Source organism: Streptococcus sp. FSL K6-1323 (genome assembly GCF_038630745.1).
GTDB classification, from domain to species: Bacteria; Bacillota; Bacilli; order Lactobacillales; family Streptococcaceae; genus Streptococcus; species Streptococcus salivarius_D.
Genome location: NZ_CP152039.1, coordinates 1,782,309 through 1,804,212, shown reverse-complemented (window position 1 = coordinate 1,804,212; position 21,904 = coordinate 1,782,309). Strand labels below are relative to the sequence as shown.

Here is a 21,904-nt window from a genome sequence, read left to right as displayed (position 1 = left end):
ATGATTGCAATTAAGAAACTAAGCAAATATTTTGGTAAGCGAGTTATTTTTGATGATTTAAATTTATCTTTTGATAAAGGAAAGATATATGCGCTTATCGGAGAAAGTGGCTCTGGGAAAACGACTCTTTTAAATATTCTGGCAAAACTAGAGACTTATGATAGTGGTTCTGTCACTTATGATGATACAGACTTGAAAGAGATTAAATCTCAAGTCTATTATCGTGATTATTTGGGTTATTTGTTCCAAAACTTTGGGCTTATTGAAAATGATAGTATAAGTTACAACCTGGATTTGGGGTTGGTAGGAAAGAAACTCAGAAAGAATGATATTCAAGAATGCAAAGAAAAAGTGATGAAAGATGTTCATCTGGAACATTTAAATCTTAATCAAAAAATATACGAATTATCTGGCGGAGAAGCACAGCGTGTTGCTCTGGCTAAACTTTTTTTGAAAAATCCTCCTATCATACTAGCTGATGAGCCAACAGCTTCTTTGGATCCTGATAATGCTCAAGAAATTATGGACTTAATTCGATCACTAAAAAATCCAAATCGTATCATTATTATTGCTACCCATAATCCAGGTATTTGGGAACAAGCAGATCAAGTAATTCGATTAAATAAGATTCGATATAACAACTCTAACGACGATATTAGTTAGTTTTAATATCGAGAACCTAGTTTAAGAGGTATTTTGACTTATTCTCATAAGATATCCTGAGGAGATGCAAATACCATATAATGTAAGAAATAAAGTCAGTTGGGTCGTTGAAATTGTCAAAATTAACAGAAAATTCTTGACATCCCTCTAAAAAGGAGTACAATAGTTAGTAAATCAGAAAGTAACTGGTCTTAGATTTTCAGGGAGCCTGCGGTGATTGTGAGTAGGTAATCGAGATGAGCGAACATTGGGCTGATTGGATGATAATGAGAAGGTAATACATATTCTTCTCGGTTGGCACCCCTTACCGTGCAACTCCTTGTTAGAGGAGATAGAGATGATGGTCGTTTTTTTGGAGACCATTAACTGAGGTGGTACCGTGTTAAACTAGATTTAATGCCCTCACAGAGTTTTTCTCTGTGAGGTTTTTTGTTTACTTTTATCTTTAAAGAAGTGTTATGTCATTATTCAATGAAAGGTTGGGTATTTATGGATGCATTAAGCGATATTCGAATTGAGATTGATAATATTGACAGACAGTTGATTCGATTACTGGCCCAACGTCAAATACTTGTGGAAAAGGCAGGACGGCTTAAACCCAAGGGAGACAAGGTTGCTGTCCAGGCTAGTGATCGTGTTGCTCAAGTGATAGCAAACCGTCGTAAGGAGGCACTAGAGCTTGGCTTATCGCCAGATGTGGCTGAAAGTGTTTGGAGAAGCATGATTAAAGCATTTATTGCTTTGGAAGAGAAAGTGAACAAAGAATAATATGGTGCCAATACATCCTATAAAGGGGCCTTGCATCAGTCTTATTACTCTTGATAAACCAGTTTGAAAGGAAATATTATGAGAAAAATTTTACCAGCCGATACCTTAACACCAATCTTGGCTTATATGCGTGTTCAAGGGGAACACAAGGTTATCCTTGAATCGATTCCTCGTGAGAAGGAAAATGCACGTTTTTCTATTGTTGCCTACAATCCGGTCTTTGAAGTAACCTTCAAGGATGGTGTTCTTTATGAAAATGGTAAGGTTATTAATCAAGATCCTTTCGAATACTTGGACCAAGTAACAGTCAAGGGCATCAAGTCTGATCTACCTTTCGCAGGTGGTGCTATCGGGTTTGCAGGCTATGACATGATTGGTCTCTATGAAAATATCGGTGAGATTCCAGAAGATACGATTGGGACACCTGATATGCATTTCTTCATCTATGAGTCTTATTTGATTTTTGACCACAAGAAGGAAAAGGTTTATGTGGTTGAGGACAATATCTACTCTGGTCGTGACAACGATGCGGTGCGTCAAGCTCTTGGTCAGGTGGTAACCAACCTCCAGACTCAGGCGCCAAACGAGTTTACGCCTCAAGCCTTGCAAGCCTTGCAATTTTCAAATCATATCGAAAAAGAAGTCTTCATGGATATGGTGGCTAAGGCCAAGAAACTCATTCGTGAGGGAGATATGTTCCAATGTGTGCTTAGCCAACGCTTTTCAGCGGACTTTGAGGGAGATCCTTTGGATTACTACCGTAACTTGCGTGTGACCAACCCATCAAACTATCTTTATTTCTACGATTTTGGAGATTATCAGGTGATTGGTGCTAGCCCAGAGAGTTTGGTTTCAGTGAAAAATGGAGAGGTGGTAACCAATCCGATTGCTGGAACTCGCCCTCGTGGTACCAATGAGGCGGAAGACGCTGCTTTGGCAGATGAACTCTCACATGATGTCAAAGAAACTGCGGAACACCGTATGTTGGTTGACTTGGGACGTAATGATATTGGTAAGATTGCTAAAAATGGTACGGTCAAGGTGACCAAGTATATGGAAGTTGAGTATTTCCGCTATGTGATGCATCTTACCAGTGTGGTTAAGGGACAACTCTTGCCGGAATTGACAGCACTGGATGCGCTAAAATCAACCCTTCCAGCTGGAACCGTATCAGGAGCACCTAAGATTCGTGCCATGCGTCGTATATATGAGCTTGAGCAGGAAAAACGTGGTATTTATGCGGGAGCTATTGGTTATCTGTCTGCGACAGGAGATATGGACTTTGCCATTGCCATCCGTACTATGATTCTCAAAAATCAAAAAGCCTATGTTCAAGCAGGTGCTGGTGTTGTTTACGATAGTGTTCCTGAAAATGAATTTTACGAAACGATTAACAAGGCGAAAGCTATGACAAGAATAGGAGATGCCCAATGATTTTATTAGTTGATAACTATGACTCTTTTACCTATAATTTGGCACAATACCTAGGGACATTTACAGAGGTAAAGGTCTTGCGTAACGATGATGAGACCCTCTATGAAGAGGCGGAAAAAGCTGACGGGCTTGTCTTTTCACCGGGTCCAGGTTGGCCAGCTGATGCGGGTAAAATGGAAGCCTTAATCAAGGATTTCGCTGGTAAAAAACCGATGATGGGAATTTGCTTGGGGCATCAAGCTATTGCGGAAACTTTTGGTGGTAAACTTGGCTTGGCTAAGAATGTCATGCATGGGAAACAAAGTAACATCACTTTTGAAACGCCATCACCTATTTTCAAGGATATCGACAATGATGTCCCAATCATGCGTTACCATTCCATCGTTGTTGACCAAATGCCAGAGGGCTTTGATGTGACAGCTATCACAACTGATGATCAAGAAATTATGGCCATTCAACATAAGGAGCTACCTATTTACGGTTTGCAATATCACCCAGAAAGCATCGGAAGTCCAGATGGACTTAAGATGGTTGAAAATTTCGTAAAAATTGTTGCAGGCTAGTTGGACAGTCTTTGGACTAGATTTTTCTACGCTCAAAATCTCTCGCGTGCATCAGAAAACATTGAACAGTTTTTTAAAGGAAAACAGATATGAAAGAAATATTCCTACAAATCTCAAACCGTCAAGACTTGTCTCAAGACCAAGTCCAAGCAGTCTTTGACCGCATTCTTAAAAATGAAGTCTCAGAAAGCCAAATTGCTGCCTTCCTTATGGGGCTTAAGACTAAGGGGGAAACAGCAGATGAAATCACAGGTATCGTGCGTGCCCTCAAATCACATGCGACTGTCTTGCCTGAGACTTTCACAGACGCTATGTGTAACTGTGGAACTGGTGGGGACCAGTCTTATAGCTTCAACATTTCGACTACTGTTTGCTTTATCCTAGCAGCAGGCGGTATTCGTATGGCCAAGGCTGGTAACCGTTCGATTTCCTCTAAATCTGGTTCGGCAGACGTTCTTGAAGCCCTTGGAATCAACGTTGCGGCATCACCAGAAACCCTATCTAAAGCACTTGATGAAGTTGGTTTAGCCTTTATCTTTGCCCAAACCATGCACCCAGCTATGCGTTTTATCGGTCCAGCCCGCCAAGCTCTTGGGATTCCAACGATTATGAACTTGGTTGGGCCACTGGCTAATCCTCTTGACCTTGAGACACAACTCATGGGGCTTTATCGTGTGGAATTACAAGAAATTGTTGCTAATGCTATTCAACAGTTGGGACGGAAACGTGCGGTTATTATCACAGGTCCTGACAATATGGACGAAGCTGCCCTCTATGGCACTAACACCTACACCCTTTTGGAAGATGGTCACATTAGTCAGCACACTTTCACTTATGAAGATTTGGGTATGGAAAAGGTTGAGTTGTCTGACATCACAGGTGGCGATGCCAAGGAAAATGCAGAGATTCTTCTAAGTGTCTTGAAAAATGAAGCTAGTCCTTATCTTGAAACAACAGTGCTTAATGCGGGTCTCGGCTTCTTTGCCAATGGTAAGGTTGCGACCATTAAAGAAGGTGTTGAGCTTGCTCGTCAATTGATTGCGGACGGCTCAGCCCTAGAAAAACTTCGCCAACTCCAAGAGGTACAAGTATGAGTAAAGCCTTTCTCCCAACAATTTTAGAACAAAAAGAAAAAGAAGTGGCCCAGTTGGTCATGGAAGACTTGCAACCCTTGCGTCAGACCTATCGTCTTTATGATTTTCTCAAGTCAAATCAAAACAAGCTGCAAATTATTTCTGAAGTGAAAAAAGCTAGTCCAAGTATGGGTGATATTAACCTAGATGTGGATATTGTGGCTCAGGCCAAGACCTATGAGGTAAATGGGGCAGTCATGATTTCTGTTTTGACGGATGAGGTTTTCTTCAAGGGTGATATTTCCTATTTGAAAGAGATTTCGTCACAGGTGGCTATTCCAACCTTGGCTAAGGACTTCATTATTGATGAGAAACAGATTGTGCGTAGTCGTAATGCGGGTGCGACAGTCATTCTCTTGATTGTAGCGGCCTTGCCAGAGGCTCGTCTCAAGGAGCTCTACGATTTTGCGACAAGCCTTGGCTTGGAAGTCTTGGTTGAAACGCATAATCTGCCAGAATTGGAAGTTGCTCATCGTATTGGTGCTGAGATTATCGGCGTTAACAACCGTAATTTGGTTACTTTTGAGACAGATATCAACACCAGTCTAGAGTTATCAACGCATTTCAAGGACAAGCCTGTTTATATTTCTGAGTCGGCTATTTTTACAGGTCAGGATGCTGCCTTAGTTGCCCCATATTTTAATGGGATTCTAGTAGGAACTGCCCTTATGACAGCTGACAATGTGGCTGAAAAGGTCAAGGAGTTGCAAATTGACAAAGGTTAAAATTTGTGGACTATCGACACCAGAAGCGGTAGCAACTGCAGTTGAAGCAGGTGCTGACTACATTGGCTTTGTGTTCGCCAAGAGTAAGCGTCAAGTGAGTCTTGAACAAGCTCACCAGCTAGCTAAAGGTGTGACAGGTCAGACAAAAATCGTCGGTGTCTTTGTTTCACCCAGTCTTGAAGAACTGGAAGAAGCGATCGGTAAGGTTCCCTTAGATATCGTTCAGATTCATGGAACTTTTGATGAAGCTCTGATTCCAGAGATATCAGTACCAGTTATTCGAGCTATTCAGATTTCGGATAGTGATTCTCAAGTCAAGAGCCAGGCGGATTATCTTCTCTTTGATGCTCCCATTGCTGGTAGTGGTCAGACCTTTGACTGGCAACTCCTGGCTGATAAGCAGATTGAGCAGGACTATTTCATCGCTGGTGGCTTAACTGTGGACAATGTGGCAGAGGCCAAGGAGATTTTCCACCCCTATGCCTTAGATGTGTCCTCAGGTGTCGAGACAGATGGTCACAAAGATTTAGACAAGATTAAAGCATTTATAGAAAGAGTGAAAGCATGACATATCAACAACCTGATGCAAAAGGATTTTACGGAAAATTCGGTGGTCAGTTCGTTCCAGAAACGCTGATGACAGCCGTTATTGAATTGGACAAGGCTTATCGTGAAGCCAAGGAAGATCCAAGTTTCCAAGTGGAATTGGATGACCTCCTCAAAAACTATGTGGGACGTGAGACACCTCTTTACCACGCCAAACGTTTGACTGACCATATTGGTGGAGCACAAATTTATCTTAAACGTGAGGATCTTAACCATACAGGTGCCCACAAGATTAACAATGCCCTTGGTCAAGTCTTGCTTGCCAAACGTATGGGCAAGAAGAAAATCATCGCCGAAACAGGTGCAGGTCAACACGGTGTTGCAACAGCGACAGCCGCAGCCCTTTTCGACATGGATTGTACAATCTATATGGGTGAAGAAGATGTTAAACGTCAGGCGCTTAACGTTTTCCGTATGGAATTGCTTGGTGCCAAGGTATTTAGCGTAACAGATGGTTCGCGAGTGCTTAAGGATGCCGTAAATGCAGCCCTTCGTGCTTGGGTTGCAGGTATCGAGGATACGCACTACATCATGGGATCTGCCCTTGGTCCTGCACCATTCCCAGAAATTGTTCGTGACTTCCAATCTGTCATCGGTCGTGAAGCCAAACGCCAATACGCTGAGATTTCAGGTGGTAAATTGCCAGATGCTGTAATGGCTTGTATCGGTGGTGGTTCAAATGCTATCGGTATGTTCTACCCATTTGTTAATGATAAGTCAGTAGCCATGTATGGTGCTGAGGCTTCTGGTTTGGGGCTTGATACTGAAAAACATGCCGCAACCTTTGCCAAAGGCCGTCCAGGTATCCTTCACGGAGCGCTTATGGATGTCCTCCAAGATGCTCATGGTCAAATCATGGAAGCCTTCTCTATCTCAGCTGGTCTGGACTACCCAGGGGTTGGTCCTGAGCACTGTTATTTCAACGAAATTGGCCGTGCGACTTACGACTCTATCACAGACGAAGAAGCTCTTGAAGGCTTCAAACTTCTGTCACGTTTGGAAGGTATTATCCCAGCTCTTGAGTCTAGCCATGCCATTGCACTTGCGCAAAAAGTGGCAGCTAAGATGTCGCCAGACCAAAGCCTCATCGTCTGCCTCTCAGGTCGTGGGGACAAGGACGTTATGCAGGTTAAAGAACGTTTCGAAGCTGAAGCAGAAGGGAAATAAACCATGACAAAAACACTAACAAAACACCTACAAGCTATCAAAGACAGTAAACGCGGTATTTTCGTACCTTATATCATGGCTGGTGACCACGCTAAAGGTCTAGATGGACTCTTTGAGACTATCGCTCTCTTAGAAAATAGTGGTGTCTCAGCTATTGAGGTGGGTATTCCATGGTCAGACCCTGTGGCCGATGGTCCCGTTATTGAACTAGCAGGACAACGTAGTTTGGCTAAAGATGTGACTTTGACAGCTATTATCAAGAAGCTTCAGGAACAAAAAACACAGGTACCTTTGGTTATCATGACCTACATCAACCCAGTTTATCAATATGGTATTGAAGCCTTTGTTAAGGATCTTGCAGAGACATCTGTCAAGGGGCTCATTATTCCTGATTTGCCAGATGAACACGCTGACTTTATCACCCCTTATTTGAAAGACAGTGATATTGCTCTCGTGCCTTTGGTAAGCTTGACTACAGGTATTGACCGTCAGAAACAGTTGATTGAAGGTGCAGAAGGTTTTATCTACGCTGTTGCCATCAATGGCGTTACTGGTAAGACTGGTAATTACCGTGATGACCTTGATAAACACTTGGCTAACTTGACTGCTCATGCAGACATTCCAGTTCTCACAGGTTTCGGTGTGTCAACAGAGGAAGACATCAAACGTTTTAACGCTGTGTCAGACGGTGTTATCGTTGGATCAAAAATTGTCCGTGACCTCCACGACGGTAAGGAAGAAGAAGTCGCTGAATTTGTTACATTCGGTTCACACTTTGAAAAATAGCAGATGCTACTCTCCAGAAATGGGGAGTATTTTTTATCAAATCATTCTTTGGGACATTTGATTTTCTTAGTTATCAAGCTTATAATATGGGTGGATTGTAGCGAATTAAATGTATCTCTTGTTTTTATTTTCATCTTACTTATAGAAAGAAGGTAGACACATGAAAGTATCATTGAGGGTAATACTAGGGGTCTGTTTCTTAATAGGAGCCTTACTCTTTTTCTATCGAGGAGAGAATCATTTTGCACTGATTTTTCTTTTTGTTGGTGCCTTGTATCTCTACAAGGGCTTGAGCTGAGGGGTAAATCTCTGTTAGAAGTAGTAATAGATCATCGTAATCAACTTTTCTATATCTCGTATTGAATGAATAAGCCTTTTTAGTGACATTTATGTCACTATTTTTTTCTTTTCGAAAACTATAGAATGATTTAATAGCTAAAAAAGAAGAGAAGGTATCAGTAAAGATGATTAATCATATTTTTTCATTCTTTGTATCACACAAGAAAGCTCTAGTAATAATCTTTATGATTATTTGTTTGGCTGTTATTTACCCTGGCATGTTTACATTTTTGTATATAGAAGGTAGGGATTTTGGACGTAGCCTTGTCAACTCAATCTTATCTTAGTAAAGTGTGACACCTCTTAGGAGGTGTTTTTCTAATGCGCTGAACTATTGAAGGCTAGTATGTTCAGTGTTACAATAAGGGCAATGAAAAAGAAAAGGTTTAGAAATCGTTAATGTTTACCAACAATTCCAGAATTATTTTCCTTAATAGGTTTTTGTCGCTGATTATCGAGTACGGTTATGCGATAGCACTGAGTATTATCTTCTCTAAAATCTCGGTGGACTATGTCTTAGGGCTATGGATTGCCAAATTCTTAGGAGGGATTCTTGCCAATGTGGGACATCAATTTGTAGGAAAAATCACAAATAAAAAATATGTTTTGATTGGTATTGAATTACTTAAGGCAGTCTGTCTTGCTTTGATCTATCTTGCCATGGGCAGTGTTTTTGTATTTGCTTTGGTGGTTCTGACTGAAGTGTTGACAACCTACTTTAACAGTTTGTTGTCCTCAGCGGTGCCTGTGCTTGTTAAAAAAGCCAACTTGCAAAAATTTAACAGTACCTATACCATGATTGGGTCAGCTTCCTATTTCTTAGCACCTATGATAGTTGGTCTCTGGGGTAGCCTTGATTTAGGGAGCTTATTTTTGGTCTACAGTGTGCTAACGCTACTAGCAACCCTCTTATTGTTTAAACTGGGACCGATTATTTTTGACCGTGAGAATGATTCAGAAGAGGAGGTTTCTTCCGGTCAAGGTAGTCCTATTTTTGGAAGGCAGAGTATCGTCCTTAAGATGGTTATGATGACTATACTCTTACAGTCAGTGGGTGTCTTATATGATGCTTATGAGGTTATCTTCCTGACCAAAGATGTCGGTATTTCTAGTCAGGCCTATTCTTTCTCTCTGTCCTTCTTAGCCATTGCCTTTCTAGCAACGAGTTCAATTCTATCTTTCAAAAGTCTCACTAAATACTCCCCTATGACCGTTTACTTGTTAGGGTCTCTTGTCTATTTGGGTTACGTTGTCGTCTTTCCATTCGTACCTAACCTACCGACTGTTTTGCTTAGCTATATCTTTTTAGCAGTTGGTCAAACTATTTCCGGAATCTCACAAAATGTTTACCTGCAGGAGAAGTTGAATCCCTTACAACTTAACAATCTTTATTTGAAAATTGAAGTCTTGAATCAGGTTTTGACAGGGATTGTTGTATTTGTCAGTGGTATGCTTATCAAGAGAGGTCTGCAGGTCACTACGATTTATTTGGGATACAGTCTTCCAGTCATTATACTCGTCTTGGGAATAATGCTTATGACTAAACTGTATCAGAAAAATCTAAAGTCATAATTTTTTGCCTAAGATAATGAAAGCGTTCCAAGGTCCTTGAAGTGGTCTTGGAAATTTTTTAAAAAATAAATCTACAAATGTAAACAAAACCCTTGACACGTTTTCACGATAGCGTTAAAATAAATCTACAAACGTAAACAAATAACAACATTCAGAAAGGAGCTATCATGCTGACAATTTCATCTGCGGAATGGGAAGTCATGCGAGTGCTCTGGGCTAAGGGGCAAGCGACTTCTTCAGAGATTATAGCGATTCTAGCTAAGAAGCTAGACTGGTCGGCTTCGACAGTTAAGACCTTGCTTGGGCGTTTGGCGGACAAGGGTTACCTAACTAGTCAGCGTCAAGGACGAGGGTTTATCTATCAAGCCAGCTTGGGTGAGGATGAAGCGAATTTTCAAGCTTTAGAGGCAGTTTTTGACAAGATTTGTTTGACCAAACACAGCGACTTGTTGGGTCAACTCATCGAGAAGACGCCGATGACACAAGCTGATGTGGACAAGTTACAGGCCTTGCTTTTAGCAAAAGAACCTGTGGATCAGGTGGTTTGTGACTGTGTGCCTGGCCAATGTGCTTGTGGGCATCATATGGAGGTGATATAGGAAATGGCAAAAGAAACCTTTGTGGTTAATGGGATGACCTGTGCATCCTGTGTAGCCAACGTTGAAAATGCTGTTAATAAGTTGGATGGTGTGGACAAGGCTGTGGTTAACCTAACCACCGAAAAAATGTCTGTAGATTATGCTGGGGATAAGGTTAGTCCAGAAACTATTGAAAAGGCTGTAGCTGACGCTGGTTATGCGGCTGAAGTCTACAACCCAGATACAGCTAAAAGTCAGGAAGAACGTGAAGAAGACAAGATTCACAAGGTGCGTGAGCGCCTCATTTGGTCATCGGTCTTCACCATTCCTCTCTTTTATCTAGCTATGGGGCCAATGGTCGGTCTACCTGTGCCAAACTTCTTGTCTCCTCATCATGCAGCTTTGACTTATGCCTTGGTGTTGCTAGTTTTGACAGTGCCCGTCATGTGGTTAGGCCGTTCTTTCTATAGTAATGGTTTTCGTACCTTGGCCAAGGGTCATCCTAACATGGATGCCTTGGTAGCCTTGGCAACGTCGGCAGCCTTTCTTTATAGTCTCTATGGTACTTACCACATTTCATTGGGGCATGCCCATCACGCCCACCAACTTTATTTTGAGTCAGTGGCTGTTATCTTGACCCTGATTACTCTAGGGAAGTACTTTGAAACCCTCTCTAAGGGTCGAACTTCAGAAGCTATTAAGAAACTTATGCACTTGTCAGCCAAGGAAGCAACTGTCCTTCGTGATGGTAAGGAAGTCAAGCTTCCTGTGGATAAGGTTGTTCTTGGTGACCATATTGTGGTCAAACCTGGGGAAAAGATAGCCGTGGATGGTCGAGTGATTTCTGGTAGCTCTGCTATTGATGAGAGTATGCTTACAGGTGAGTCACTCCCTATTGAAAAATCAGCTGGTAAACCAGTTTTTGCAGGTTCTATTAATGGTCAGGGTAGCTTGATTTATGAAGCTGAAAAGATTGGTAAGGACACCTTGCTTTCCCAAATCATCAAATTGGTTGAGGATGCCCAACAAACCAAGGCACCGATTGCTAAGATTGCCGATCAGGTGTCAGCGGTCTTTGTTCCCGTTGTCATGGCTATCGCCCTTGTTTCAGGTCTCTTCTGGTACTTTATCATGGGACAAACCTTTACCTTCGCTATGACTGTAGCAGTCAGCGTCTTGGTTATTGCTTGTCCATGTGCATTGGGACTTGCGACACCGACAGCCATCATGGTTGGTACAGGGCTTGGTGCCGAGCATGGTATTCTCTATAAGCGTGGAGATGTGCTCGAGTTAGCTCACAAGGCTGATGTTCTCGTTTTTGACAAGACAGGAACCATTACTCAGGGTAAACCTCAGCTCGCTTCTAGCTATACTTATGACAATAGCGGAGCAGCCTTGCAACTTTTGGCATCCTTGGAAGCCAAGTCCGAACACCCTTTGGGTCAAGCCATCCTTGTGGCAGCAGAAAATGCTAACTTGGACTTGTTAGAGATGGACAATTTCTCAAGTTTGACTGGACGAGGACTAACTGCAAGCTATGCAGGCAAAACTTATCTAGCTGGGAATCAAACTCTTATGGCTGAGGAAAAAGTCGACTTGACTTCAGCACAAGCTGATTTCCAAAGCTTGACAGCGGATGGTCAGACACCTATTTTCTTGGCTGAAGATGGTAAGTTAATCGGACTCTTTGGTGTAGCTGATCAGGTTAAAGCAGATAGCGCCGATATGGTGGCCGCTCTTCATCAAATGAGCAAAGAAGTCATCATGTTGACTGGTGATAATGACCAAACAGCTCAAGCCATCGCTCAAAAGGTTGGTATCAAGCGTGTTATCAGTCAAGTGCTTCCGCAAGAGAAATCTAGGGTGATTAGCGACCTTCAAGCAGAAGGAAAATCAGTCATCATGGTTGGTGATGGTATCAATGATGCCCCAGCCCTTGCGACTGCAGATATCGGTATTGCCATGGGTTCTGGGACAGATATTGCCATGGAAAGTGCCGATATGGTCCTTATGAAACCCAACCTCATGGATGTCGTTAAGGCCTTGAAAATTAGTCAGGCGACAATCACAACGATTAAAGAGAACCTCTTCTGGGCCTTTATCTACAATATCCTGTCTATCCCAGTGGCCATGGGTGTCCTCCACCTCTTTGGTGGCCCGCTTCTTGACCCAATGATAGCAGGACTGGCTATGAGCTTTAGCTCTGTCTCAGTCGTCCTCAATGCTCTGCGTCTCAAACGTCGCAAAGTCTAAGTGTCGATTGGTTATGCCCTCTATCAATTAAGACGTGTATCAAAAAAACAATTTAAAGAAAAGGAAGAAAGAAAAATGACAAAAACATATAACATTACAGGAATGAAATGCCAAGGTTGTGTCAACACCGTTACCGAAAAACTCTCTGCTGTTAAAGGCGTTGAGAATGTTAAAGTTGACCTCGAAAACAAACAAGTCACTATTGAAGGGAAACCATGGAAGTGGTCTCTCAAACGTGCCCTCAAAGGTACTAAGTTCGAACTTGGTGATGAAATTTAAGACAGGAATGAAACAGCTCTTAGGCTGTTTTTCTCTACCCATAATCTTTTTGAAAATCCCTTCCTTTTGTGATATGATTAAGGTAATTATGTTCTCAAAATTGAGACTAGAAAATCAAGAAAAGAAAACGGTATACCTATGTCTAAACAAACTCTTATCCTTCTCTACGGTGGACGTTCAGCAGAACGTGAAGTGTCTGTGCTCTCAGCTGAGAGTGTTATGCGTGCGGTGGATTACAGCGCATTTGAGGTTAAAACCTACTTTATCACTCAGTCTGGTGATTTTATCAAAACACAAGAATTTACAGAAACACCAGGTGATGACGAGAAGCTTATGACTAATGACACAGTTGTGGCTAGTCAGGCTATCAAACCAAGCGATATTTATGAAGAAGGCGCTGTAGTATTCCCGGTTCTTCATGGTCCAATGGGTGAGGATGGTTCTATCCAAGGTTTCCTCGAAACCCTCAAATTGCCATATGTGGGTACTAATGTTCTTTCTTCAGGTGTGGCTATGGACAAGATTATGACCAAACACATTCTTGAAGTTGCTGGTGTACCTCAGGTTGCCTACACAGTCTTCATCGAGGGTGAAGATTTGGAAGCAGCAGTAGCTGAAACGCTTGAAAAATTGACCTTCCCAGTGTTTGTCAAACCTGCTAACATGGGGTCATCTGTTGGGATTTCTAAAGCTGAAAATGAAGCAGAGCTTCGTGCAGCGATTGATCTGGCTCTCAAATATGATAGCCGTATCTTGATTGAGCAAGGTGTGGTTGCCCGTGAAATCGAAGTTGGTATCCTTGGCAATACAACTGTCAAAACGACTGATCCAGGTGAAGTAGTCAAGGATGTGGCTTTCTATGACTACCAAGCCAAGTACATCGACAACAAGATTACCATGGACATCCCAGCTCACGTGCCTGCAGAAGTTATGACGCAAATGCGTGCTTATGCGGCTAAGGCCTTCCGTGCCCTCGGTGGTTGTGGTCTTGCCCGCTGTGATTTCTTCCTAACAGAGGATGGAGCCATCTACCTTAACGAGCTCAACACCATGCCAGGTTTCACCCAATGGTCTATGTACCCACTTCTTTGGGAAAATATGGGACTTTCTTACTCAGACCTTATCAAGGAATTGGTGGCCTTGGGACAAGAAATGTTTGATAAACGTGAAAGCCATTTGATTTAAGAAATATGATTTAGAACACAAACATCTTAGTCTTGGAGAAATCTCTGAGACTGAGGTGTTTTTTTCTTTACAGAAATCCAGATTTTATTTATATCTTTTCTTTATCACCTCGATAAAAAATACATATTATCCAAATAATCTAACAGGTGGTAGAATAAATCTAACGTTTCAAATGAAATAAAGCAATTCGTTCGTGTTTGATGAAGATTTGCGTATCACAATGATTATCAGAGGCGAGTGAAGGTCAAAGGGCTAGAAGTAGATGGCAGTCAGCAAGTGTTGACGGAATTTTACACGCCTTTTGTATCTTATGGAATTGAACACAGGCTAAATTCCTAGAGCAAAAGATAAACTTCCTAGTGTGCCAGCACACGTCGTCAGTTTCCTATTTGCTTACGGAATTCTACACGCCCTTTGTATCTTAAATGAGGAGGTAAGTTTTGGACTGGTCCATTGTTCAACAATATTTGCCCTTTTATCAGAAGGCATTCTTTTTAACCTTACATATTGCCGTTCTGGGGATTCTTGGTTCCTTCCTTTTGGGCTTGGTGGTGAGTGTTATTCGTCATTACCGAGTGCCGATTTTGAGTCAGCTTTCGACGGCTTATATTGAGTTATCTCGGAATACGCCGCTCTTGATTCAGCTTTTCTTTCTCTACTTTGGCTTGCCTCGTATAGGTTTGGTTCTATCGTCAGAGGCTTGTGCTGTGGTAGGTTTGATTTTCTTGGGTGGTTCCTATATGGCGGAGTCCTTCCGAAGTGGCCTAGAGGCTGTTAGTCAGACCCAGCATGAAGTGGGGTTGTCTATTGGTTTGACGCCATTCCAAGTCTTTCGCTATGTGGTCCTTCCTCAGGCAGTGGCTGTGGCGCTTCCGTCATTTAGTGCTAACGTCATCTTCCTTATCAAGGAAACGTCAGTATTCTCAGCGGTAGCCTTGGCGGATTTGATGTATGTGGCCAAGGATTTGATTGGTCTTTACTACGAAACCGATGTGGCTCTAGGCATGTTGGTGGTGGCTTATCTCTTGATGTTGCTGCCGATTTCTCTAGTCTTTAGTTGGATTGAAAGGAGGTTACGCTATGCAGGATTCGGGCTTTCAGGTTCTTCTTCAGGGGAATAATTTCCTACGTATCTTACAAGGTTTAGGCGTAACTATTGGAATTTCCATCGTCTCGGTTCTTCTTTCCCTTTTACTAGGAACCCTTTTTGGGATTGTCATGACTTCGAAGTCTAAGATTATTTGTTTCTTGTCACGTATTTATCTGGAATTTATTCGTATCATGCCTCAGTTAGTCTTGCTCTTTATTGTTTATTTTGGTTTGGCTAGGAACTTTAACATTAACATTTCAGGCGAGCTATCGGCTATTATCGTCTTTACCCTTTGGGGAACGGCTGAGATGGGTGATTTGGTGCGTGGGTCAATCACATCGCTACCTAAACACCAGTTTGAGAGCGGAAGGGCCCTTGGCCTGACCAATGGGCAACTCTATACCTACGTGATTATTCCACAAGTCTTGCGTCGCTTGTTGCCTCAGGCTATTAACCTGGTGACACGGATGATTAAGACTACGTCCTTGGTGGTTTTGATTGGCGTGGTTGAGGTGACCAAGGTTGGTCAGCAGATTATCGACAGTAACCGCCTGACTATTCCAACAGCTTCTTTCTGGATTTATGGCACGATTTTGATTCTTTATTTTGCCATTTGTTACCCAGTATCTAAGCTGTCTACTTATCTTGAAAATCGTTGGAGGAATTAAGATGACAGAAAGCATTTTACAAATCAAGGATTTGAGAAAGTCCTTTGGGGACAATGAGATTCTCAAAGGCATCTCCTTGGATGTTAAACAAGGTGAAGTCGTTGTTATCCTGGGTTCCTCAGGTTGTGGGAAATCGACCTTGCTACGTTGCATCAATGGCTTGGAGACCATTCAAGGAGGCGATATTCTCCTGGATGGCAAGTCTATCACTGGCAGTAAGAAGGATTTCCACTTGATTCGTCAGAAAATCGGAATGGTCTTTCAAAGTTATGACCTCTTTCCACATTTGGACATCCTGCAAAATCTGATCTTGGGTCCAGTCAAAGCTCAAGGACGTAACAAGGAAGAAGTCATTGCGGAGGCTGAGAAACTTTTGGACCGTGTGGGACTTCTGGACAAGAAGCATAGCTTCGCACGACAACTGTCAGGAGGTCAAAAGCAGCGTGTGGCTATTGTCCGTTCCCTGCTTATGCATCCTGAAGTTATCCTCTTTGACGAGGTGACAGCTTCGCTTGACCCTGAGATGGTTCGTGAAGTTCTGGAATTGATTAATGACCTCGCTCAAGAAGGGCGTACCATGTTGATTGTCACCCATGAGCTTCAGTTTGCGCGTGCCATCGCTGACCGTATTATCTTTATGGATAAGGGAGTCATCGCTGAGGAAGGGACTGCTGAAGAATTCTTCAATCATCCGAAGACACAACGGGCTCAAGAGTTCCTCAATGTCTTTGATTTTAGTCAGTTTGGTGCCTATTTGTAACCCATTGTTTTTAGTAAAAATATAATATTTTAGGAGATATTTATGAAATTAACAAAGAAAATTTTTGCCCTATTAGCCCTCGTCTTTGCCTTGGTGGCAGTGACTGCTTGCTCAAGTAACAGTAGCTCTGGTAAATCCACAGCCAAAGCACGTACTATCGAAGAAATTAAGAAGAGTGGTGAACTCCGTATCGCCGTCTTTGCGGACAAGAAACCTTTCGGTTATGTAGATAACAAGGGTGCTTATCAAGGTTACGATATTGAACTTGGGAACCGTTTGGCCAAAGACTTGGGTGTTAAACCTAAATACGTCTCAGTAGATGCGGCCAACCGTGCAGAATTCTTGATTTCAAACAAGGTAGATATTACCCTTGCCAACTTTACAGTAACTGATGAACGTAAGAAACAAGTGGACTTTGCCCTTCCTTACATGAAAGTCTCAATCGGTGTGGTGTCACCTAAAGACAAGGTCATTAAGGACGTTAAAGAGCTTGAAGGTAAAACTTTGATTGTTACTAAGGGAACAACTGCTGAAACTTACTTTGAAAAGAACTACCCAAATATCAAATTGCAAAAGTATGACCAATATAGCGATGCTTACCAAGCCCTCCTTGATGGTCGTGGCGATGCCTTCTCAACTGATAATACAGAAGTTCTTGCTTGGGCTCTAGAAAATAAAGGTTATGAAGTAGGAATCACATCACTTGGTGACCCAGATACCATTGCCCCAGCCGTTCAAAAAGGTAACAAAGAACTCCTTGACTTTATCAATAAAGACATTAAGAAACTTGGTGAAGAGAATTTCTTCCACAAAGATTATGAAAAAACACTTCGTCCAACTTACGGTGATGCAGCTAAAGCTGATGACCTCGTGGTTGAAGGTGGCGAAGTGAAATAAGACTAGTTCCTCTCTAAGGAGTAAGTCTTGCTTAATAAGAATAAAACAACCATTCCGTGGCTATCTAGCTTAGCTAGAAGCAGGGGTGGTTTTTCTTGTTTTAGGGTGATTTTTTTCTTACCTTTTTGTTTTTTCTATCTCGCCACTCGATGAAAATAATTGACAAGAAAAGGGCTCCCATGATTCCCCAAAAAAGAAATGGTTCAATATAATCAAAAAAAGTTTTGCGTTCACCATAGACCGAGGTAGAGCCATCTTTCCAAGTAATGGTTTTGTCCCTATCATCAATCCTTTTGTAGGACTCCCCATTATAAGTCAAATAATGATCCTTTCGTACATACATATTCAAATAGTTATGGCCGTTCTTTGTGGGAAGGTCTGAGAACAGACTTTCCTTGGCGTAAACTTCAATGTAGATGGTTCCATCTTTAAGACCTTTAATTTTCTGAGTTCGCGCATTTTTGATAAGTAGCTTTCCATCTTGTACAATTTCCCAATCGTACTTACGACTTCTTCCTCCTTCGTTATAGGAAATAGCAAGCTTGTGATTTTCAGACTGCCATAGCCCGTAGATACTATTTTCACTGATACCATCATAAAAGCATCTAAGATAGATGGTGACTATAGGTACCATGATTAGAAAACAAATCCGAAAAATCTTGACTAAATGGTCTTTGAATTCACCCCAACGTGCTCGCCATCCAGTTTTGTACTTTTGTGTTCTTCGATATTCTTTTTGTGAATGGTCTTTTCTATCAATTTCCTGTTGATCACTGTATTTTTTCTTTTTTTGATGCCTCATTTAGCCTATTTTTCCTTTTTAGATTTCTTTTGATCTTCCATTCAATGAAAAGAACGTATACAAGCAATACTCCCCACATTCCAAAAAAGATATAAGGTTCAAGACAATCAAACAAGGTTATTCGTTGACCATAAAGGGATTTTGAACCATCGTTCCAGGTAATACTCTTGTTTTCATCATCAATCCGTTTGTAGGATTCGCCATCATAGGTCAAGTAGTTATCTTTACGGACATACATATTCAAATAGTTGTAGCCGTTCTTTGTGGGAAGGTCTGAAAACAGACTTTCCTTGGCATATACTTCAATGTAGAGGGTCCCATCCTCTAAGCGTTTTATATCATCAACGCGTGCATCTTTGATGAGAACATTTCCATCTTGAACAATATCCCAATCACGCTTACTTCCCTTTGACCCATCTTCATATGATATGGCAAGCTTATGATTTTCAGATTGCCACAGACCGTAGATACCATCTTTATAAACCCCATCATCAAAGAAAATCATATGGACGATGAAAATCGGTATCATGAGTAGGAAACATATCCCAAAAATGTTGGCTAAACAGTCTGTAAATTTATTCCAGCGTGCTCGCCATCCTGTTTTACGTTTTTGTTCTTTTCGATATGCTTTTTGTGAATGATACTTTCGATTGAGTTTCTTTCGGTCAGCGTATTTTCTTTTTGATTGGTGTCTCACTTAGTTTTTCTCTCCTCTTTTGCCGAGCCTCTATAATGATAAGAAATGAGCAAATCCCCATAAGTATCAAATAGAGGGATTCAAAAACCTCATCTATAGTTGTTTTCCGTTCACCATAAGGGCTGGTAGAACCATCTTTCCAAGTAATAGTCTTGTTTCCAGAATTGATACGCTTGTAGGAATCACCGTCATAGGTAAGATAATTGTTTTTGCGAAGATAGAAATCCATATAGCTGAAGCCGTCCTTAGTGGGTAGGTCTGTCAGGTAGCCTTCCACAGTGTAGAGCTCCATGTGAAGAGTTCCGTCATTAAGCCGTTTGACCGGGCGAGTTCTAGCAGCATAGATAATATACTTACCATCCTGTACGACTTGCCAGTCGATATTTCCTCGTTTCCGAATATGCTTATAGGAAATCGCTAACTTATGATGATCAGACTGCCAGAGACCATATATGTTATCTTCATTGACTGTATAATGATCATAATAATAAAAACCACCATACAGCAGTGCCAGTAGCACTAAAATAATCAATTCGGCTGTTGGCTCTAGTGGGATTATCTTTCTCCAATTAAGGTGCCATCCTTTAGGTTCTTCGATACTTTGATAGGCGCTATTTATATTTTCCTCTCCCTTAGAGAGGTTGATTAATTTTTTCTTTGTCATGCCTAATCCTTTCATCAACCATTGTAACAAATTCGTCTTCCAAGCAAAAGCTAGCCTGATTTGTGATATAATTGGGAGTGATTGCAGGTAAGAAATAAGATTTTCTTACCAGACTTGTAAAAATAAAACAGAGGATTTTAAGATGAAACTGACACTCCATGAAATTGCCAAGGTTGTTGGTGCTAAAAATGATGTCACAGCCTATGACGATGTTGCCATTAACCAGATTGAGTTTGATAGCCGTAAGATTACAGCGGGCGACCTCTTTTTACCACTAAAAGGTGCGCGTGACGGGCATGATTTTATCCAAACAGCCTTTGACAATGGTGCCCTAGCGACATTCACAGAAAAAGAATTACCAGCTGATCAAGTCCACATCCTAGTTGATGACGCTCTTGAAGCCTTCCAAAAGCTAGCTGCCTACTATCTTGAAAAGACTGAGGTTGATGTTATTGCTGTGACTGGTTCTAACGGTAAGACAACAACCAAGGACATGATTCATGATATCTTGGCGACAACCTATCGTACCTACAAGACTCAAGGCAACTACAATAATGAGATTGGTCTTCCTTATACAGCCCTCCACATGCCTGATGATACGGAGAAAATCGTCCTTGAGATGGGACAAGACCACATGGGAGACATTCACCTCTTGTCTACCTTGGCTAAGCCAAAAACAGCCGTTGTTACCTTAATCGGAGAGGCTCATTTGGAATTCTTCGGTAGCCGTGACAAGATTGCTCAAGGGAAAATGCAAATGCAAGACGGTATGCCTGATGGTAGCCTCTTGCTTGTGCCAAGTGACCCAATCGTTGATCCTTTCTTGCCAAGCAATCTTGAAGTGGTACGCTTTGGAGATGGTGCAGAGCTTACAGTCTCTGACTTGACAGAATTCAAGGACCATCTCACCTTCTCAACTAACTTCCTAGATGGACAAGTTACCTTGCCAGTCACTGGAAAATACAATGCTACAAATGCCATGGTTGCTGCCTATGTCGCAAAACACTTGGGTGTAACTGAGGAAAATATCCTCTCAGCTCTTGCTAACTTACAGCTTACAAAGAACCGTACTGAATGGAAAAAAGCAGCTAATGGTGCGGATATTCTTTCAGACGTTTACAATGCCAATCCAACAGCCATGAAGCTCATTTTGGAGACCTTCTCAGCCATTCCTAAGAATGAAGGAGGCAAGAAAATCGCTGTCCTAGCTGATATGAAAGAACTTGGTGAACAGTCTGTGCAACTTCACACACAGATGATTCTCAGCCTGACACCAGATGCTATTGATACGGTGATTTTCTACGGTGAAGACATTGCAGAATTGTCACAACTTGCTAGTCAAATGTTCCCACTTGGTCATGTCTATTATTTCAAGAAGACAGCTGACGAAGACCAATTTGATGCTATGGTTAAGCAAATCAAAGAAAGCCTGGGCGAGCACGATCAAATCTTGCTCAAGGGCTCTAACTCTATGAACCTAGCCAAGGTCGTGGAAGAACTCCAAGCTAAGAATTAAGTTCTCTAACCTGCTCTCCAAGCAGGTTTTTGCTTTATCCTGAAATTTGATATAATAGCAGGAATAGTAATTTCAGCAGGAGAAGAGAATGAAGGATTTTTTGACAACCACCCAAACTCATCCACCCCAGATACCTTTGCCCTATTATTTGCTTATGCTTTTGGTGATGGTAGTCTTGAGTTACTTGAGTTGGCGTTGGTATAAGAATAATATATGGCGTTGGACCTTTCTTACTATCCAATCCATTCAACTCTTTGCCCTCTATACCTGGTATCTCTGGCAGGGCTTTCCTCTTTATATTAGTCTCCCCCTTTACCATTGCCGCATGGCCATGTTTGCTGTTCTCCTCTTGAAAAATAGTAAGATAAAGAGCTATTTTGCTATTATGGGAGTTGTCGGGACCTACTGTGCATTGATTTATCCAGTATTTGACCCCTATGAGTTTCCTCATATCACAGGCTTTTCTTTCCTAATTGGCCACTATGCCCTACTGGTCAATAGCCTGAATGTAATTTTTAATAGTTATAAAACGCATCCCATCAGTAAGCGGCTGATTGTCGTGGCTACCTTATTACTGAATCTAGCTTTGGTAATCGTTAATCAGACTATCGGTGGAAACTATGGCATGCTTAAACACACGCCATTTATTATGGGAACTCCCTTATTTGTCAAATACCTTGCTGTTTCAGGAGCTCTGATTATTCTCATGATAATCATGAAAAAAGGTTTGGAGCATTTTGAAGACAAATATTAAATAAA

General features: G+C 41.7%; 23 protein-coding genes. 20 read left to right on the top strand and 3 right to left on the bottom strand.

Going from position 1 to position 21,904, the window contains the following annotated elements; translation table 11 throughout:
- The 18 genes from NST80_RS08355 to NST80_RS08270 all read left to right on the top strand — a co-directional run bounded on the left by NST80_RS08355 (position 1) and on the right by NST80_RS08270 (position 17,466).
- A complete protein-coding gene (locus tag NST80_RS08355) occupies positions 1-663 on the top strand; it encodes an ABC transporter ATP-binding protein (protein WP_014632717.1) in 663 nt (220 codons plus the stop codon).
- Positions 664-1,152: 489 nt separating this feature from the next.
- Positions 1,153-1,431, top strand: coding sequence for a chorismate mutase (locus NST80_RS08350; RefSeq protein ID WP_045002037.1), 279 nt, complete (start codon positions 1,153-1,155; stop codon positions 1,429-1,431).
- A gap of 78 nt (positions 1,432-1,509) precedes the next feature.
- Positions 1,510-2,865 (top strand): anthranilate synthase component I, encoded by a 1,356-nt coding sequence (gene trpE / locus NST80_RS08345; protein ID WP_118184839.1) that lies wholly within the window; start codon positions 1,510-1,512, stop codon positions 2,863-2,865.
- Positions 2,862-3,428 carry an aminodeoxychorismate/anthranilate synthase component II gene (locus NST80_RS08340; protein WP_013991050.1) on the top strand — a complete coding sequence of 189 codons (567 nt, stop codon included), beginning with the start codon at positions 2,862-2,864 and terminating at the stop codon, positions 3,426-3,428. Before trpE ends, NST80_RS08340 begins: the two co-directional genes overlap by 4 nt.
- A gap of 89 nt (positions 3,429-3,517) precedes the next feature.
- Entirely contained in the window at positions 3,518-4,522 is a 1,005-nt protein-coding gene (gene trpD / locus NST80_RS08335; protein ID WP_183138269.1) for an anthranilate phosphoribosyltransferase, read from the top strand.
- Positions 4,519-5,286, top strand: a complete 768-nt coding sequence (gene trpC / locus NST80_RS08330; RefSeq protein ID WP_183138268.1) for an indole-3-glycerol phosphate synthase TrpC — start codon at positions 4,519-4,521, stop codon at positions 5,284-5,286. The genes trpD and trpC overlap by 4 nt, the downstream gene beginning before the upstream one ends.
- The gene (locus tag NST80_RS08325) at positions 5,273-5,854 is read left to right on the top strand and encodes a phosphoribosylanthranilate isomerase (RefSeq protein ID WP_118184833.1); all 582 of its coding nucleotides are present in this window, start codon (positions 5,273-5,275) and stop codon (positions 5,852-5,854) included. Before trpC ends, NST80_RS08325 begins: the two co-directional genes overlap by 14 nt.
- Positions 5,851-7,059, top strand: a complete 1,209-nt coding sequence (gene trpB, locus NST80_RS08320; protein ID WP_084870992.1) for a tryptophan synthase subunit beta — start codon at positions 5,851-5,853, stop codon at positions 7,057-7,059. The genes NST80_RS08325 and trpB overlap by 4 nt, the downstream gene beginning before the upstream one ends.
- A gap of 3 nt (positions 7,060-7,062) precedes the next feature.
- Positions 7,063-7,845 (top strand): tryptophan synthase subunit alpha, encoded by a 783-nt coding sequence (gene trpA / locus NST80_RS08315; protein ID WP_118184831.1) that lies wholly within the window; start codon positions 7,063-7,065, stop codon positions 7,843-7,845.
- Between the two features lie 780 nt (positions 7,846-8,625).
- Positions 8,626-9,756 carry an MFS transporter gene (locus tag NST80_RS08310; protein WP_231910680.1) on the top strand — a complete coding sequence of 377 codons (1,131 nt, stop codon included), beginning with the start codon at positions 8,626-8,628 and terminating at the stop codon, positions 9,754-9,756.
- Between the two features lie 167 nt (positions 9,757-9,923).
- Positions 9,924-10,355: a CopY/TcrY family copper transport repressor gene (locus NST80_RS08305; RefSeq protein ID WP_004183215.1), complete on the top strand. Its 432-nt coding sequence runs from the start codon at positions 9,924-9,926 to the stop codon at positions 10,353-10,355.
- Positions 10,356-10,358: 3 nt separating this feature from the next.
- The gene (locus tag NST80_RS08300; protein ID WP_004183214.1) at positions 10,359-12,587 is read left to right on the top strand and encodes a heavy metal translocating P-type ATPase; all 2,229 of its coding nucleotides are present in this window, start codon (positions 10,359-10,361) and stop codon (positions 12,585-12,587) included.
- 75 nt (positions 12,588-12,662) lie between these two features.
- Positions 12,663-12,866, top strand: a complete 204-nt coding sequence (copZ, locus tag NST80_RS08295) for a copper chaperone CopZ (protein ID WP_004183213.1) — start codon at positions 12,663-12,665, stop codon at positions 12,864-12,866.
- Between the two features lie 138 nt (positions 12,867-13,004).
- Complete coding sequence (locus NST80_RS08290) at positions 13,005-14,051, top strand: D-alanine--D-alanine ligase (RefSeq protein WP_183138267.1); 1,047 nt, start codon at positions 13,005-13,007, stop codon at positions 14,049-14,051.
- Positions 14,052-14,491: 440 nt separating this feature from the next.
- Positions 14,492-15,172 (top strand): amino acid ABC transporter permease, encoded by a 681-nt coding sequence (locus tag NST80_RS08285; RefSeq protein ID WP_002884251.1) that lies wholly within the window; start codon positions 14,492-14,494, stop codon positions 15,170-15,172.
- Positions 15,132-15,809, top strand: a complete 678-nt coding sequence (locus NST80_RS08280; RefSeq protein WP_049528350.1) for an amino acid ABC transporter permease — start codon at positions 15,132-15,134, stop codon at positions 15,807-15,809. The genes NST80_RS08285 and NST80_RS08280 overlap by 41 nt, the downstream gene beginning before the upstream one ends.
- A gap of 1 nt (position 15,810) precedes the next feature.
- A complete protein-coding gene (locus NST80_RS08275) occupies positions 15,811-16,569 on the top strand; it encodes an amino acid ABC transporter ATP-binding protein (protein WP_014632733.1) in 759 nt (252 codons plus the stop codon).
- 42 nt (positions 16,570-16,611) lie between these two features.
- Complete coding sequence (locus tag NST80_RS08270) at positions 16,612-17,466, top strand: cysteine ABC transporter substrate-binding protein (RefSeq protein WP_096832645.1); 855 nt, start codon at positions 16,612-16,614, stop codon at positions 17,464-17,466.
- A gap of 100 nt (positions 17,467-17,566) precedes the next feature.
- On the opposite strand, the gene NST80_RS08265 is transcribed toward NST80_RS08270, so the two are convergent.
- From NST80_RS08265 to NST80_RS08255, 3 genes are read right to left on the bottom strand one after another with little or no spacing between them, the layout of a single operon-like run.
- Entirely contained in the window at positions 17,567-18,268 is a 702-nt protein-coding gene (locus NST80_RS08265) for a hypothetical protein (protein ID WP_096832646.1), read from the bottom strand.
- Positions 18,237-18,965 (bottom strand): hypothetical protein, encoded by a 729-nt coding sequence (locus NST80_RS08260; protein ID WP_096832647.1) that lies wholly within the window; start codon positions 18,963-18,965, stop codon positions 18,237-18,239. The genes NST80_RS08265 and NST80_RS08260 overlap by 32 nt, the downstream gene beginning before the upstream one ends.
- Positions 18,934-19,629 (bottom strand): hypothetical protein, encoded by a 696-nt coding sequence (locus NST80_RS08255; RefSeq protein WP_229058099.1) that lies wholly within the window; start codon positions 19,627-19,629, stop codon positions 18,934-18,936. The genes NST80_RS08260 and NST80_RS08255 overlap by 32 nt, the downstream gene beginning before the upstream one ends.
- A gap of 142 nt (positions 19,630-19,771) precedes the next feature.
- On the opposite strand from NST80_RS08255, the gene murF reads away from it, so the two are divergent.
- Both murF and NST80_RS08245 read left to right on the top strand, forming a co-directional pair.
- Positions 19,772-21,145: a UDP-N-acetylmuramoyl-tripeptide--D-alanyl-D-alanine ligase gene (gene murF, locus NST80_RS08250; RefSeq protein ID WP_118172080.1), complete on the top strand. Its 1,374-nt coding sequence runs from the start codon at positions 19,772-19,774 to the stop codon at positions 21,143-21,145.
- A gap of 88 nt (positions 21,146-21,233) precedes the next feature.
- On the top strand, positions 21,234-21,899 hold the full coding sequence (locus tag NST80_RS08245; RefSeq protein WP_118172081.1) for a YwaF family protein: 666 nt from the start codon (positions 21,234-21,236) through the stop codon (positions 21,897-21,899).
- The last annotated feature ends 5 nt before the right edge of the window (positions 21,900-21,904 follow it).